Source organism: Indolivaga capnocytophagoides DSM 22835 (assembly GCF_000426485.1).
Taxonomy (GTDB): Bacteria; Bacteroidota; Bacteroidia; order Bacteroidales; family Dysgonomonadaceae; genus Dysgonomonas_A; species Dysgonomonas_A capnocytophagoides.
The window spans coordinates 102,791-120,134 of the sequence record NZ_AUFL01000009.1; the positions used below are offsets into that span (position 1 = coordinate 102,791).

General features: G+C 37.9%; 11 protein-coding genes. 6 read left to right on the forward strand and 5 right to left on the reverse strand.

The window, feature by feature from the left end; translation table 11 throughout:
- Positions 1–309 precede the first annotated feature (309 nt).
- The 6 genes from K322_RS0104615 (at position 310) to K322_RS0104640 (ending at position 10,399) form a co-directional block, all read left to right on the forward strand.
- Entirely contained in the window at positions 310–3,429 is a 3,120-nt protein-coding gene (locus tag K322_RS0104615) for a SusC/RagA family TonB-linked outer membrane protein (RefSeq protein ID WP_026625827.1), read from the forward strand.
- Between the two features lie 19 nt (positions 3,430–3,448).
- A complete protein-coding gene (locus tag K322_RS0104620) occupies positions 3,449–5,074 on the forward strand; it encodes a RagB/SusD family nutrient uptake outer membrane protein (RefSeq protein WP_026625828.1) in 1,626 nt (541 codons plus the stop codon).
- 43 nt (positions 5,075–5,117) lie between these two features.
- The gene (locus K322_RS0104625; RefSeq protein ID WP_026625829.1) at positions 5,118–6,248 is read left to right on the forward strand and encodes a SusE domain-containing protein; all 1,131 of its coding nucleotides are present in this window, start codon (positions 5,118–5,120) and stop codon (positions 6,246–6,248) included.
- A gap of 85 nt (positions 6,249–6,333) precedes the next feature.
- Entirely contained in the window at positions 6,334–7,494 is a 1,161-nt protein-coding gene (locus tag K322_RS0104630; RefSeq protein WP_026625830.1) for a glycoside hydrolase family 76 protein, read from the forward strand.
- A gap of 179 nt (positions 7,495–7,673) precedes the next feature.
- Positions 7,674–8,870, forward strand: coding sequence for a glycoside hydrolase family 76 protein (locus tag K322_RS0104635; RefSeq protein ID WP_026625831.1), 1,197 nt, complete (start codon positions 7,674–7,676; stop codon positions 8,868–8,870).
- 35 nt (positions 8,871–8,905) lie between these two features.
- A complete protein-coding gene (locus tag K322_RS0104640) occupies positions 8,906–10,399 on the forward strand; it encodes a glycoside hydrolase family 125 protein (protein WP_026625832.1) in 1,494 nt (497 codons plus the stop codon).
- 61 nt (positions 10,400–10,460) lie between these two features.
- On the opposite strand, the gene K322_RS0104645 is transcribed toward K322_RS0104640, so the two are convergent.
- The 5 genes from K322_RS0104645 to K322_RS0104665 all read right to left on the reverse strand — a co-directional run bounded on the left by K322_RS0104645 (position 10,461) and on the right by K322_RS0104665 (position 17,269).
- The gene (locus K322_RS0104645; protein WP_026625833.1) at positions 10,461–11,447 is read right to left on the reverse strand and encodes an acyl-ACP desaturase; all 987 of its coding nucleotides are present in this window, start codon (positions 11,445–11,447) and stop codon (positions 10,461–10,463) included.
- 31 nt (positions 11,448–11,478) lie between these two features.
- Positions 11,479–13,077: an ATP-binding cassette domain-containing protein gene (locus tag K322_RS0104650; protein ID WP_026625834.1), complete on the reverse strand. Its 1,599-nt coding sequence runs from the start codon at positions 13,075–13,077 to the stop codon at positions 11,479–11,481.
- Entirely contained in the window at positions 13,070–14,716 is a 1,647-nt protein-coding gene (locus K322_RS0104655) for an ATP-binding cassette domain-containing protein (protein WP_026625835.1), read from the reverse strand. Before K322_RS0104655 ends, K322_RS0104650 begins: the two co-directional genes overlap by 8 nt.
- 664 nt (positions 14,717–15,380) lie before the next feature.
- Entirely contained in the window at positions 15,381–16,349 is a 969-nt protein-coding gene (locus K322_RS18575) for a polysaccharide deacetylase family protein (protein ID WP_051290638.1), read from the reverse strand.
- A 5-nt stretch (positions 16,350–16,354) separates the two neighbouring features.
- Complete coding sequence (locus tag K322_RS0104665) at positions 16,355–17,269, reverse strand: sialate O-acetylesterase (RefSeq protein WP_026625836.1); 915 nt, start codon at positions 17,267–17,269, stop codon at positions 16,355–16,357.
- Positions 17,270–17,344: the final 75 nt, after the last annotated feature.

A 17,344-nucleotide genomic window follows, 5' to 3' on the forward strand; every position in this document is an offset into this window, starting at 1 on the left:
CGACATTGTTATATAAATATGAGACATAAGGATAATCTACACCTCATACTTTTTATCATCTAATAAAACAAAGATTACATTTGTTTCCTGTTGAATAAATATGAAATAATAACCATGAAACCGTACCACATGAGAAATGATAAGTAGAGATTTTTTTTACACTAATGTATTTTGCTATTTTCAATAAAACATCTTTTAAATAAAAAAAACGAACAGAACTTAAAAACTGTTCTTAAAAGGAAAATAGAGGTTTTAAAGCAAAATTCCACCTACAAGAAACCAAACTAAATTAAATCTAAGAACCATCGTATGATTAAAGGAAAGTACAAAACAATTTTTGCCTGCATATTATGCGGATTCATATCTGTGAATACCCCTATATACGTGTATGCAGAAAAAAATAATCAGAATGGGGCTCAGCAAACATCTGACAGACCGGTGCGAGGCACTGTTAAGGACAAGGATGGAGAACCACTGATCGGAGCCATAATTAAGGTTAAAGGAACAGCCAAAGGAGCTGTCTCCGATATTGACGGAAACTTCTCTATCGATGCCAAGAGCTCAGATATTCTGGATATTTCCTATATGGGATTCACGTCTCAGGAAATAACTGTCGGCAACAAAAACAGTATCCTTATTACCCTGTCTGAAGATTCTAAAGTCTTAGATGAAATTATAGTGATAGGATACGGTACCACCACTCGTAAAAATGCTATTGGAGCTGTTGATCAGGTTAAATCGAAAATGATAGAAGAACGTCCTGTAGCCAATGTTACACAAGCATTACAAGGAGCTTCTCCCAGTTTGACAATACAGCAGCGCAGCATGGATCCCAATGATAATAGCATGAATATAAACATCAGAGGACTATCCACGATGAATAGTAACTCGCCTCTGATAGTTATTGACGGATTGGTAACAGACAATGCCAGTTTAAATAAGCTGAATCCCGGAGACATTGAAAACATTTCGGTACTGAAAGATGCTGGAACAGCTGCAATTTACGGATCGCGTTCTTCTAATGGTGTTATTTTGGTTACAACCAAAACGGGAAAGAAGAATCAACGCTCCATCGTTCGCTTAGGTATGCAGATGGGAGTACAAGATCCTGATATTTTATACCGCCCCGTGGCAGGATATCAAAATGCAATACTGAAAAATCTATCCTTGACAAATGTCGGTCAGAGTGCAATGTATTCACCTAAAGAAGTTCTTGATTTGTATAATCACAGGAATGAAGAATACTGGAACTATGACAAAATTATGCAATCGGCACTTCAACAATCCTATAATATGAGTATATCCGGTGGTAGTGAATCTACGACCTATATGTTCTCTGCCGGTTATTTCGATCAGGAAAGTAATTTTATAGGCCCTAAATATGGAAAACAACGGTACAACCTACGCTCAAATATAACAACAGAGGTTGGACGTCTTAAATTAACTTCTATTTTGGCATATACCAGGGACGATGGTAAGAAAAATGTAGATGGAAATGCTATTATCAACTCTTCACGTATTCCGTCTTATTATTGGACTAAAATGCAGGCCGATAATGGAAAATACCTTGTGAATAGTTTATTGACTGATCAGAACCCATTGGCAGGATTAAAAGAAGGCGGATATGAAAAAGGAAATACCGACTATATAAATGCAAATGTAAATCTGGAAGTAAAAATTATTGATGGTTTGAAATTGAAAGGAATTATCGGAGCAGACATATATTCATATCACCGTTTCATCAGGAGGAAAGAAGTTAAGTTGTATAATAACGAAAATAATACAACTGCTGATATGATCATGAACGCCGATAGAAACACAGAAGATTATAATGAGAACAAACGTTTGATGAATTACCAGCTTTTAGCGGATTATCAGAAAACATTCAATAAATCGCATAACCTGTCACTTTTGTTCGGCGCAACTAATGAATCATACACATTCAAAACAAATGAAGTTAAATTCATAAATACAGATCCTATATTGGGAATTCCGACCGAAAGTCCGAAATCGGGAAGTACATCTTTAGAGGGACGGAAGAAAGAAAGTATAACATCTGTTTTAGGACGTGCATCTTACAACTATGAAGATAAATACTATGCCGAATTCAGCTTCCGTGAAGATGGATCTTCTAAATTTGCTAAAAACAACCGATGGGGCTTCTTTCCATCTATGTCATTAGGCTGGCGTATTTCAGACGAATCTTTCATGGACTTTTATAAAACCAAGATTGGAGATCTAAAACTGAGAGGTTCGTACGGAGTCTTAGGAAATCAAAATATCGATTCATATCAAACACTCACAACCTACTCGGTTACGACAAACACATATGTATTTGATAACGAAACCGTAGGAGGAGCAGGTTATAAATACGGCAACGAAAATCTGAAATGGGAAAAATCAAAAACATTCAATGTGGGTGCAGACTTCTCATTCCTGAACGGAGCTCTTTCCGGTACATTTGATTATTTCCATAAAACAACGTCCGATATATTGCTGGCCCCTCAGGTTCCAACTGTATTCGGAACTTCTCTCAGCTCCGAAAATATTGGAGAAATGAAAAATCATGGATGGGAAATTACATTGAACTATTACCTCAAGACTGGAGATTTTTCTCATAGCTTTAGTGGAAACTTAGGAGATACCCAGAATAAAGTAACCAAACTGGTTGGTGGCCGAGAGATATCATCTGCCAATGAATATTATATTCTGAAAGAAGTTGGCTTGCCTTTTCGCTCTTATTATGGATATAAGACAGACGGATTCTTTCAGACAATGGATGAAATACAAACATCTGCTCTGCCCTCGGGAATTTCGGCTTCGGATTTACGTCCCGGTGATGTTAAATACGTAGACAGGAATGGCGATGGTATTATTGATGAGAAAGACCGCTATGTATTAGGCAACGGATTTCCTCGTTATACATTTGGTTTTTCTTACAATGTAGAATGGAAAGGGTTTGACTTTGGATTCTTTCTGCAAGGGGTTGGCAAAAGAGATATGATGGTACGTGGTGAATTAGTTGAGCCATTCCACTCAAACTATTCTTATACGATTTATAAGCATCAGCTAGATTACTGGACACCTACTAATACCGATGCAAAATATCCTCGCTTGGCGGCAATCGGATCAGCATCAAATACCAACAACTACGGACAAGGTTCTGAAATAAATAAGTTTGACGGCAAATACCTTAGACTAAAAAATATACAACTAGGCTATACTGTACCTAAAACCTTAACCAATAAGCTGTCTCTTTCGAAAGTACGCGCCTATGTGAATGCCCAGAATTTATTTACCTTGAGTAAAAACTCTTGGATAGATCCCGAATCGTCTGAATTTGATGCAAATATGGGGGGCTCTGCAAATAGTGCCCGTAACTATCCTACCCTGAGATACTTTGGATTTGGATTGGATATAGAATTCTAACAAACAGAAACAAACAAAGATGAAAAGAAAACACATAATAAAATATATGGCTTTATGTATCGGATCTCTTTTGCTTGCCGCATGTAATGACTTGGATCAGAGCCCATCGGATAAGCATACTGATGATACATACTGGCAATCGGCCGACAACTCCGAACTGTTGGTGAATATGGCATACAGCCAAATGTACGGAGCCTCTAAGCTCTGGAATGATGAGGCTTTGAGTGATAATGTTATTCAAGCCAGAGATGATAATGATCCCCGTAAGATCCGTAATGGATTGGCTACGCCTTCTTTAGGATTATTTGCAAGTGAATGGAAATGGGCTTACGAAGGAATAAAAACTTGTCACAAATACCTTGAGAATATTGATCGTGTTCCTGATATGAGTACAAGCCTGAGAGATACAAGAAAAGCCGAAATCAGGTTTATCAGAGCATTCTTGTTCTTCCGCTTGGCTTATTTCTATGGAGATATTCCGTTCTTCACTCAAGACATTTCTTTATCAGAAGCCAAGGTCATATCCCGTACACCAAAAGCAACGGTACTCACTTTCGTTCATGATGAATTGGATGATATAATCAAACTGCTGCCGACAAAAGATGGAGCAACAAACAAGGGACGAATAACTAATGCAGCGGCAGTAGCTTTTCAGGCTCGTGCATATCTGTATGAAAATAATTGGGCAATGGTCGAAAAATATACAAGCATGCTGATCAACGAACAAGGCACCTATGGTACTTATGATCTCTTTGCCGACTATGAAACCCTGTTCCGCTCCGAGAATAAATACAATAAAGAAGTGATACTTGATTACGGTTATGCTACAGCAAATCGGTCTTGGGCAGAAATGTATTCACGTGTACCTATGACTCAAGGGGCATTTTTAAATTCTTGCGCCCCTGTTCAAGAATTGGTCGATGATTATCTTACTGTAAACGGATATACAATCAGTAAAGACCCGGCTTACAGTGCAGAGTTCCCTTATGTAAACAGAGATCCTCGTTTTACAGCAAGTGTGGTTTATGATGGATTTAAATGGGTTGACCAAAATGGTACCGTTTCCACAATACGTACAGCCTATGGTACAGGTACAAAAGACTCTTGGGAAGGTGTTACTTCTAATAAATCTGTAACAGGATACTACATCCGCAAATATTACGATCCGGCATCAAGAAAAATTTTGTCTGATTACGCTCAGGAAAATAATATAATCATGTTCCGTTATGCAGATGTACTATTAATGTATGCAGAAGCCATGTTTGAACAAAATAAAATGAGCCAGTCCGTTTGGAATGAAACAATCCGCAAAATACGTGAACGTGCAGGATTTACAGCTGCAAGTGCACTAACTTATCCTTCAACTCTATCAACGACAGAGATGCGTGAGTTGATTCATCGCGAACGCCGTACCGAATTAGTTTTTGAAGGTTTACGTTACTACGACATCGTTCGATGGAAAGAAGGAACCAAATACCTGAATGGGACAGTACACGGAGCAAAATTTGCAAATAACAATACGGCTTTTATCTCATTGGATGGACGAAAGTTCAATGAGGGTAAAGATTATCTATGGTCGGTACCTCTTGAGGAAATAGTTAAAAATCCGAATTTAAAGCCTAACAATTCCGGATATTCGGAATAATAAATCTAAAATAAAGACAACTAAACAGAAAAACATAATTATCATGAAGAAGATATTTAATAAGATATGTATACTGCTTCCTCTTTTAATACTAATGACAGCCTGCGGAAGCGATGACATGGAATTTAAAAATGCAGAAGTGTCGGAAGTTACCAAATTATATGAGCCGACAGATGGTAAAGCCATAAATCTAACATCAAGCGGATCTCTTTATTTTTCTTGGGAACCGGCATTAGCTCAAGATGGTGGAGCCGCTTTATACGAAGTTTACTTTGACAAAGCCGGAGGTGATTTTTCAAGTCCTCTGTATATCTTATCATCAGATCTCAACGGATATTCTAATGGCGCAGATATTTCTCATAAGATTCTGAACAAAGTTGCAGCTTTGGCAGGAGCCGAACCCGGGGAAACAATAACTCTTTCATGGACTGTAGCCTCCTCGAGAGGTATCAATCCCAAAATAAGTAAAATGAGTAGTTCCTTAACTGTTACAAGAATAGAAGGGCTTGAAGATCCGGGTCAAGTTTATATTACAGGAGCCGGAACAGAGGCCGGCAGCGATTTGGCTAATGCATTGCCTTTGCATCGTATAGGTGATGGAGAATACGAAATCTATGTAAAATTAGTATCAGGTGCGTCATATACATTCGTTGACTCTAAATCAGGAAGTCCTGCTTCATATTATATTGACGAAAATAGCAAACTGAAAGAAGGATCGGATGCCGTAGCCAATACATTAGATGGTATTTATCGTATAAAAATTGACTTCGGGTCTGCTTCGGCATCAAGTCCTGTTAAGATAGAAGAGGTTGGTTATTGGTTCTGTCCTACGAATAAAACCGAGTGGAAACTTTCTTACGAAGGTAAAGGTGTATGGAAAGGTGCAGGACCTGTAAACTTCAAAGTTGAATCATGGGGAGGAGACGAACGATACAAGTTCAGAGTAATAACCAAAGATTTAAAAGGTGTTGAAGCATTGGAAGATTGGGGACCGGCTAATGCCGGAGAAGACGGAAAACCTTCCGGAACAGCCAGTTATTACAATCTAGCGATATACACTTCGGTTTCTCAATGGGATCATAAATGGAAATTTGCAAATGATTTCAATGGTAAAACCGTAACTCTCACTGTTAAAATGACAGGGGATACCTATACTCACGAAGTTTCTCTTTGATAAAAAATGAATAATAATCAGGAGTAATGACCCTGTTTCTTAATCAGGGTCATACTTTCTGAGATATAAATAGAACATGAAGCCTATGAAAAATATAATATTCGGCAGCATAGCTTTGGCTGTTATGGCGTTATCATCTTGTAATGATCCTAAAGATGAATATTCCTACGGAAGCCAGATAGAATACGACTGGAATGCTGCAGCTGATAGTTCGTCAACTGCCCTGATCAATAAATTTTGGAATGAAACCGATAATTACTTCAATTATGGAAATGACAGTAAAGATTTGACTTTTCACTATTGGCCCAATGCCCATGCAATAGACGTACTGGTGGATGCCTATCTGCGTACAGGAGACAGTAAATACAGTGCTTACTTCGATAAGTGGTTAGCCGGAATCAAAATAAAAAACGGCAATACTTATAAGAATGCATATGTAGACGATATGGAATGGAATGCATTGACTATGATTCGGATTTATAATGCGACTAAAGATGAAAAGTATCTTGATACAGCCAAACAATTATGGACATGGATTAAAGATGCTTGGTCTGAAGACGTAGGCGGCGGTATCAGATGGTGCACAGGATCATGGGAAGCATTTACGAAGAATGCTTGTTCCAACGGGCCGGCAGCTATTATCGGAGCCCGGATGTATCAGATAACCAATGACGAATCCGATCTCGAATGGGCAAAAAAAATATATGACTGGGAGAAGCAAACTCTGGTAAATTCTTCGACAGGAGAAGTTAAGGATAATATCAATGTCGAAACCGGAACAGTTTCCGGTACGGCTCTCACCTACAATCAGGGAACTTATGTAGGAGCCGGAGTCGAACTGTATAATTTGACAAAAGAGATTATATATTTGAATGATGCAAAAAAAGCTGCCAACTATACAATTTCAACCCTGATTAATTCGAGCAGTAATGTATTAAGAGATGAAGGAAGTGGCGATAATGGTTTATTTAAAGGTATATTTATGCGTTACTTTTTTGAGCTTATCAAAGTAAATGACCTTGATGATGCTTATAAGCATAAGTTTATCACCTTCTTTAATAATAATGCATATGAACTTTGGTCTTCGGGTGTATATAAAAAGGGGACTTATGATGATAACTTGCTATTTGGAACTTCTTGGGATTCTGCACCAGTTAGCTTTACCCAACTAACGTCACAGGCCAGCGGATGTATGCTCATAGAAGCCAAAGCCGCATATGAAAAATGGAATACATCTCAGAAGTAATTACTTCTAATGTAAAGAAGAATAGAGAGATTGACAACATCTTCTCTATTCTTCCCTGAAAAAGACGAACAGCTATCCCGTTGAACTACGTTATGTACGTAACAGTCAGTGACGCTACGATAAGTAAAGTACTTATTGTTACTTAATATTTTTATAATAACTTAAATCAAACATCGGACATGAATAAAGCAAACAGAATATTTCCGCTTCTATTTCTATTTCTATCTGTGGCTTGTGCAACAAAATCAGTTCATGAAGAAAATACGGATCGGTTAAGAGCTCAGCAAACACTAGATTCTTTGTATAAGTATTATTCGGTAGAAGGCTCTAATCTACTCAGGGAAACCTACCCTCTCGATTCGGCTCATACAGCTACTTATCTGGCATCTGCGGAACAAGCAAATGTACCTAATGCATACTCGTATTTATGGCCGTATTCAGGAACATTTTCCGCTATAAATGTATTAATTGCAGCCGGAGACACAGTCTATAATAAAAAGGTATTGGATAACAGAGTTCTACCGGGACTTGAAGAGTACTTAGATACAAAAAGACAACCAGCAGCATATGCTTCGTACATAAATTTGGCTTCCGAATCGGATCGTTTTTATGATGACAATGTATGGTTAGGAATTGATTTTACCGATATCTATATGCAGACCAAACAACAATCATACCTCGACAAAGCAAAAATGATATGGAAATTTATCGAAAGCGGAACCGATGACAAACTGGGCGGAGGTATTTATTGGTGCGAACAAAAGAAATCCGGAAAGAATACATGCTCGAATGCTCCGGGAGCAGTATACGCCTTGAAACTGTTTGAAGCAACAAATGACAGCAGCTATTTTTATCAGGGAAAAAAGCTATATGAATGGACGAAAAAAAACCTTCAGGATACCGAAGATTATTTGTACTTCGATAATATTAATATGGAAGGTAAGGTCGACAAAGCTAAATATCCATACAACAGCGGACAAATGCTCCAGGCTTCGGCTTTACTATATAAACTGACCAAAAACAAAGACTATCTGACAGATGCTCAGAATATAGCCAAATCAGGTTATAACTATTTCTTTACGGATTTTAAAACATCCGATGGAGAAGAATTCAGATTATTGAAGAAAAGCGATGTCTGGTTTATAGCTGTAATGTTCCGAGGCTATATCGAATTATATAATCTGGACAAAAATGATGTATACATCAATGCGTTCCGTAAAAACCTCGAATACGCATGGACTCATATGCGTGACGAAAAAGGCTTATTCAGCACCGATTGGACAGGAGAGAAAAAAGACGACAAAAAATGGTTGCTGACACAAGCCGCATTTGTAGAATTCTATGGACGGCTGGCTGAGATAAAAAACACCAAATAAGATTGAATACCAACAAATACTCAAATAAGTAAAATATGAAAAAAAAACATGTCAGCATTTATGCTTTGGCTCTTATGCTTCTTTCAGGAGGAAACACGTTTGCCTCTATGGATATAAAAGTGCATCCAAGTGATAATACAGCAGTATCAAGAAAAATGGCGGAAGAGGTTATTCCCGATTACTCCGTAACAAACAGACCTGCACCGGGAGAACGTTTATTTAAATCGAATGCAGTAGAAAAAGAAATAGAACGAATCAAAAAAGTTATAACAAATAGAAAACTGGCATGGATGTTCGAAAACTGTTTCCCGAATACATTGGATACTACCGTTCGGTATTATACGATAGACGGTAAGGATGATACTGTTGTATATACGGGTGATATTCATGCTATGTGGCTGCGGGATTCCGGAGCTCAGGTCTGGCCTTACGTTCAGCTGGCAACTAAAGACGAAAAACTGAGAAAGATGCTCGCAGGAACAATTCGCCGTCAATTTAAATGTATTGTTATAGATCCTTACGCCAACGCATTTCTTGATCCTCATGATCCCAATCCTGATCATCAATGGCAGACAGACCAAACAGATATGAAACCTGAACTGCATGAACGCAAGTGGGAAATAGATTCCCTTTGCTATCCGCTGCGTCTGGCATATTACTATTGGACTGTAACGGGTGACACCAGTGTATTCGATGATATTTGGATGAGCGCAATAAAGAATGTACTGAAGACATTCAAAGAACAACAACGTAAAGATAATCTTGGCCCATACAGATTTCAACGTCGTGCAGAAAAAGCCACAGACACAATGATAAACGACGGATGGGGAGCTCCTGTAAAACCGGTTGGTCTTATCGCTTCGGCATTCCGCCCCTCTGATGATGCTACAACATTATTGTACCTTGTACCCTCTAACTTTTTTGCAGTTACATCATTACGTAAAGCAGCCGAAATACTGACTAAAGTCAATAAAGATACAAAGTTGGCTCAAGAATGTACTGATCTTGCAAATGAAGTAGAATCAGCCTTAAAAGAGCATGCGACCTATGAACATCCTAAATACGGAACAATCTATGCTTATGAAGTGGATGGTTTCGGTACTAAATTTTTGATGGATGATGCCAATGTCCCCAGTTTGCTGGCTATGCCATATTTGGGTGATGTGTCTGTAAATGACCCAATATACCAAAATACCCGTAAGTACGTGTGGAGCCTTGACAACCCTTACTTTTTCAAAGGTAAAGCAGGAGAAGGTATCGGAGGACCTCACATCGGATATGACATGGTATGGCCGATGAGTTTAATGATGAAAGCATTTACCAGTCAGGATGATGAAGAAATAAAAGCTTGTATCAAAATGGTAATGGATACTGATGCAGGCACAGGTTTCATTCACGAATCATTCAACAAAGATAACCCTGAGAAGTTTACCCGTTCGTGGTTTGCTTGGCAGAACACCTTGTTCGGTGAACTTATCCTGAAACTTGTAAATGAAGGCAAAACCGATCTGTTGAACAGTATCGAATAATCTGAAAAAAGCAATTAGGAGGGAATTTAGTAATATATAACAAATTCCCTCCTATTATGTCTTACTTCACCGCAGGTTGTACCCATTTAAAGATATAAGAATCAACAGGAACTGTCAATCGTTCGGAAATCTTAGCCATTCGTGAAGGTAATTTCATCAGAAAATCACGGGCACGTTCAGCCTCGTCAGTCAATCCCGACAATTTGTCAATCTGCCATTTATCGATAAGCTTCTGCATAATATCAACATAATCGGAGGCCGTGTAAACACCCATTCGTTGAGCGGCATTAGAAAAATGCTCGAACGCACTGCTTATTTTTTGACCCGATTCTCTTAGAAAATGCGCAGGCATAACTACTTTCTGTTTCATCATATACTGGAAAGCAAGCATCATTTCACTTGGGTCTACTTCGAATATATTCTTCACAAACTCACTGTATGCATAATGATGCCTCATCTCGTCACTGGCAATCCTCTTACACATCCGGGATAATTTATCATCTCCTATTTTTTTTGCCAATTCGGCAACACGGCTATGAGAAATAAATGTCGCCAACTCCTGAAAACTTGTATATACGAAATTTTTATATGGATCTCGCCCTGTGCCTATATCAAAGCCATCACTTATAAGGTGCTGGGTTGTTATTTCAATTTCTCTCATATTTACCCTCCCCGACAGATATAAATATTTGTTCAACAAATCTCCATGCCGGTTTTCCTCACTTGTCCAATGCCTTACCCATCTCGACCAGCCATTACGTTCCATATTATCAACACCTTCAACCTCCATTAGCCATGACTCGTACGTAGGCAAGGCTTCTTCGGTAATGGTATCACCAACCAATACCACCCAAAAATCATAAGGCAGTTCTTTAGCCAGTTCGCGTAACTCCTTGACATCTTCAAAGAAAGTTTCTTTCTGTGAATTAGGTAAATAATCACTTGGCTGCCAGATTTTTTCAATCGGAACTAAATATTGCTCGATAAAAGTATCGACATTTTTTTCAAGGAAGCGCATAACTTCCAAACGAATATTTTTTATAGACATAAATATATGCTTCTTTAAAGACTTTCTATAACTAAAGATTAATAATTCGATCTACTACACTCTCAAAATCTTTGAGATGAGTAGCCATCAGAATGGACACATCAGGATACTTGCTCTTGATATTCTCAAAAATGGCAATTGCATTTTCTGAACTTATCCCGGCTGTCGGTTCATCCACCACCAATAACTGAGGCTTTTTCAGGAGAGCCTGTGCCAATAACAACTTTTTACGCTGCCCACCGCTCAAGGTTTCACCGTTTTCACCCAGCCAAGTGGATAGACCATCGGGAAGAGACAAACGCCAGCTTTCCAAATCGACTATTTGCAAGGCTTCTTCTATGTCATCATCAGAATAGCCTTCGAAATTTTCACGCAATGTTCCGGTAAGCAGATAAGCCTTCTGGGTTACATAGATACATTCGGGAACAGGCAGATGTCTCAATTCAGTATCTCCATTCCATATCAGCAAGCCATTCTTTCTGTACTCTGGATAAAAAAGGCTATTCAACAAAGTAGTCTTTCCTTTCCCGGTTTCGCCATAAAGAGCAATCCAATCACCTTTCTTTATATCCAATGAAATTTCTGCTGTTTCTATATGCGTTTCCGGAATTTTTGCACTTATATTTTTTAAACTTACAGATTCAAGACGGGAAGCTACTCGTACACTGTCAACAGGCTGATCGCCTTGCTCAATTATCGAATCAAGATCCTTAATCTGATTTCTGACTGAGCTTTTTTCAGACTTTCCCGAAAAGAGCATTTCGGCTAATTCTGCCTGAGCCATAATTCCGAAAAAAATCCCGATTGCCATTGGGGCACTAACACTGTAATTACTCGAATCCCAAAGAAGGAACGCAGCAATATAGCTGACTCCCAATCCCGCAATAAGCTGAAGTGTGAAGGAATTAGTCTGTAATTTATTCTCTAATCGTTCGAGGCTCAATAGTCTTTGCTCGTATTGACCGATAGCTTTTCCTTCCATATTATATTTGGAAATCTCTATACGTCCTCTGAAACTTTGAATAAGTTCCTGATTATTCTCTTCTCGCTGCGATTTCAGTTTTTCATATAACGTCCTGTTTTTTCTGAAAATCAACTGAGGCACTATAAACAGCAGTATAGCTGATGAAACTAAGAACTCTAAAGCTATAACATGAGAAAATACAATCAGAAAGAAAAAGTAGATACTTAGTGAAATTATCAGAGTGGCAAACGGTAGAATCCACAAAAGAATATGATTCAGAATCTGATCTATACCATACGTGCTATTTTCAAGCAATGCCGAGTTATTATTAACCTGTTTTTTGAAATAAGGAAAATTTGCAACGGATTTAAAGACTCTCAATTGCAGGCTTTGCTGAGCATCGAGCGTGGTCTTATGATTTTCAAGCCGTTCAAAATATCTCGTAGCTGTACGTAACAATGCAAGTAATCTGATAACAGCAGAAGGTACCAAATAAGGGAACAATGTATTTGCAGTTATAAATACCACACTACAGATTGCCAGAAACCATCCGGATATAGCGGGCAGGGCTATGAATGCAATTGTCCAGAGCAACAATAAAAAACCTCCTCTCAGCCATCTGCCTTCTAATGGCTTGAATATATATTTTACAATAAACTTATTCATATTGCATCTGCTCTCCCCAATTTAAGTTTATAATTGAATCTGCAACCGCATCGAACATTTTCTCATGCGAGGCGACAATTACCAATTTATTTTCAGCCAGCTTCATGATCTGCGGAATGATTATTCCAATTGTATCTTCATCCAGATTTGCCGTAGGCTCATCCAGAATAGCTATTGGTCTTGGATGCAGCATCATACGGGCAAGAGTCACTAATTGCTTTTCTCCTCCCGACAGCTGTTTTCCATTATGACTCAGTTGAGCCTGCCAGCGATCTTCTTTTTTAGCAAGAATTTTATCTAAAAACTCAGGATAAACATCTTCCGAAGTATTATTAAGATCGAGGAAAACATTATATCTCAGCGTTCCATCAAATATGAAGGGAAACTGATTCATGTACGAAGAGTTCACCCTCAGCCATTGATGAGACCATTCATTGCTTTTTCCGTTTACCGAAATCGAACCTTCCTGAGCAAATAAACTTCCTGTACAGAGTTTCAACAGAGTCGATTTTCCTGAGCCTGAAATACCTTTTACCAGAACCAAACCTTTAGTTGGTAGTTTCAGATTGATATTATGCAGGACTTTTACCGGAGAATCGGGATAAGCAAAATTCAAGCCGTTTATTTCAAAATCACGAAGAGCTTCATCTGTATCCGAATGCTGCAGACGAACAGCATCATTCAGAATCGGGATTATTAGTTTTGCTGATGCAAGAGCCTTATTCCTATCATGATAGGCACTCACAAACTTCCTCAGATAAAAAAAGAAATAAGGAGCCAGAGTCAAAAGAAACAAAGCCATCCTAAAATCATACCCTTTTCCATAATTAGGCCCTGTCATAATTCCAAGAAGACTCATTCCCAAATAAATGGCAATAAAGGCTATACAAATAGTGACAAATAATTCAAGTACGGCTGACGATAAAATAGCAACTCTCATCACATTAGTAGTTGCATTGTTCAACTCTTTACTTTTTTTCGATAAAAAACTGTATTGAGGTTTTAAATTATCCAGATTGACAATTTCAGCAATGGTTTGCAATCTGTTATAAAATACAGCCGAATATTTTAAGAAAAGGTTGATATGTTTCTTATGAAGCGATTCTGCCCCTAAACCGATAACAATCATCTGCATAGGAATAACCACCAGTGAAACCATGAGTGCTAGAGCAACCCATTTTTCCACCCAAAAGCAGATCACCAATAAAAATGAACTGACCATAACCGAAGCCATCGCATAGGGGATAAAAAAAGCATAGAATGGTTTGAGGTCATCACTGACTCTGGTAACAAGTAAAGTGCTCGACACAGAATCTTGTTTACTGTTATTGAGTAATATGGGGTAAAGTTCCTTTTTTATTTTGGAAACAATAATATTCCCTGCATTATAATTGAACAACGAAGCAAAATGAGCCAGGAGGTATCTTCCGGTAAGGAATAACAATGCAAATAACAGAGTATTAGGCAAAATCACTCCTTCGTTCAGCCACGAAGCTGCGAATTCGGATAAGTACCAGCAAAAAATGACAAAACAGCCTGCGCTTAAAATAGTAAATGCCGAAGCTGAAATATATGCACCTTTGGCCTCCGCAATCTTTTTGCCCAGCCATCGGGATGCATTCTCCTGATTTGAACTCATTGATATTAGTTATTTTTCTGTTTTCTAATGCAGCTATAAATAGCAGCTTAACGCAAAAGGTAACAAAAGTAACAAGCGTTGTGTTCACTTTTCAGACGAGACCTTTTCGGGTACAGCTTCTTTTAAGGCCACAGACCTATTTATTGACCTTTCAAGCATAACAGCAACAGCTGGTCATCGCTTTAAAACTCGTCTTTAAATACTTTCTGTTACTTATTATAAACTCTGTTTTCAATTTTCACCCAAAGAAAAAAGGTAACAAAAGTTACATCCAAATTGTATTCTATCAGATGATACTTTTTTCTCTTATAACTTATAACTACCCAAAGGGCGGAAGTAAATTATAACTTCTTTCTCTATAGATAAAAAAAGGTAAAAACCTCTGTGGGCTCTACACAAAAACCGCAAACGAATTTCCTGTTTTAATAAATAGGTCTGAGACCTTATTAAAAACAAATATAACTATTTTATGCTCATTAATCAGATTAAAGTTCATAACCGGCTCTAGTATTATACATCTATATACTATGCGGTTTTTCATTATCCTTTTGTCACAAAGTGGTTACCATGTATCTTTCATTGAAATATCAGGACAGACTTTAATATCAAAGTCTGATCTGAATAATCTATAGATAAAATCTATATCAAGTAATCAGCAAGGACATTAATAAGTATTCTTTTTTATCTGAATCATTCCTCCGTGCGGATCAAAATCAAACAATAACTTATCCTTGTCTATTTTATAATTAAGTTTCCGCTCGTTTTGCCTGATATCTGCATGCTTTATATCTGATTGGTCAATCACTATAGTAAGACTGTCAGAAAATAACCTTTTATCTAAAGACAATTCAGGAAAAATATTCAATTCTGCAGAAGTATCCTTTATTATATGCAGTTTTAGACTATCCCGCTCTTTTATATAAGCCGCAATCTCGCGAAAAGTGCCAATCCAGAGAGAGTCTTGCATGTCTTTTACCTTTTGCAAATGATCCGATAAAACCGAAGGGTCGCTGAAAGGGTCATATCCATAAGTTATACCATGAGTCATGCCAATCCCCCATGCTTGTTTATTCTTCAATATTCTGATCCAATTCTCCAAATCTTCGGGTGTCGATTTAGAACCGACAGACCTCTGTTCGACACGTGTCGCCACCCTATTGAGGGAAGCCAAAGCTATTACCATATGGTTTTTCGCATTACCGGGATAGCAGAAAGTATAGGGCCTCAGCCCGGTCTTTTCATATATAATACTATCATTTTTTTCTATTTCAGAGTTGATCTCCTCATTTGTCAATTTTGTAAGATTCTGATGCGACCATCCATGATTTGATATCTCATGCCCATTGTCGCTCATTTCCCTCAATTGAGCCCATGTTACAGGAGGCATTCCTCGTTGCAATACTCTATTTTCAATCTTACTGCCGGAAATACAGAAAGTACCTTTTATCCCATACTTTTCCAAAACCGGATAAACCAATGTATAGTGTTCTTCTAACCCATCATCAAAAGTATAGCTGACAGCACATATACGGTCTCCTTTATATTTAGCTATACGGATGGTATTCTGAGCTAACCCATAACCATCGAACAATAAAAAGACACAAACGATTAATAATATTTTTTTTATCCGCATGGCATTCAGTATATTTCATCGATTTTTTGCCCTTCAGTTCCCGTTACACCCAAATCGACTAATACATTATACATTTTTATTCCAAGAAATTCAGCTGATTTTCGAGTAAAATGTAATTGATCTTTTTGCAACTCTCCCTCTGACATGTCTATAACATAACAATTCTTATCTTCTGCAGCTAACTGATACATCGCCTTCTCGACCATTTCACTATACTGCTTGTTTTTACGGGATACCGTTCCGTAAATAAACGGTAGACTACGATAATTACTATTTCCGGTCTTTTCAACAAGAAAACTCCGGATATGGTTTAACATCATCTTCAGATTCGAATAATAATGATCACCCGTATTTCGGTCACTTTCTCCCTGATGCCATAGGAAGGCAACAATCTCATAATTCCTGTCCAATTTCGATAATGTACTGTCAATTGCTGCAGAGATGCTCTCTTCGAACGAAAGCAGTAAAGATTTTCCACCAATAGCGGTAGATGTATTTCGTGCCAACCAGTTTGGATCGGCATTCCAATAATATTTATTGGTAGAAACAGCCGACGTATCTATCGCTGTTCCGCCATGAGACCATTTAATGACATAAAAATCTTCTTTCAGAGCCTTTTCCAGCCAATAATAGGTTACAGCATCATAAGCCCATCGAGAAGGATTATCATCATTACGGATAGCCGGCCAAAAAGGGACTAATGTTCCTCTTACAGTTGCCGTTGTACTACCAAGATTCCATTTGCAATATTGATATTCCTGCCCCGGTATTTCAGCTATATATGCGGGTAAATCGGTATTGAGTATTCTGCCATCGGTATTTGACTGACCGGCTGTAATTATTACTTTCACCGGATTAGTACTTTGCATCGCTATTATCGGGAAACAAAAAAGAAATATTATAAGGACTTGTTTTCTCATAAAGTATAGATTAAGGTTTCATATATATTTCCAACTACTCACAGATTGAAAACAAAAAAGACTTGCTATTATTTA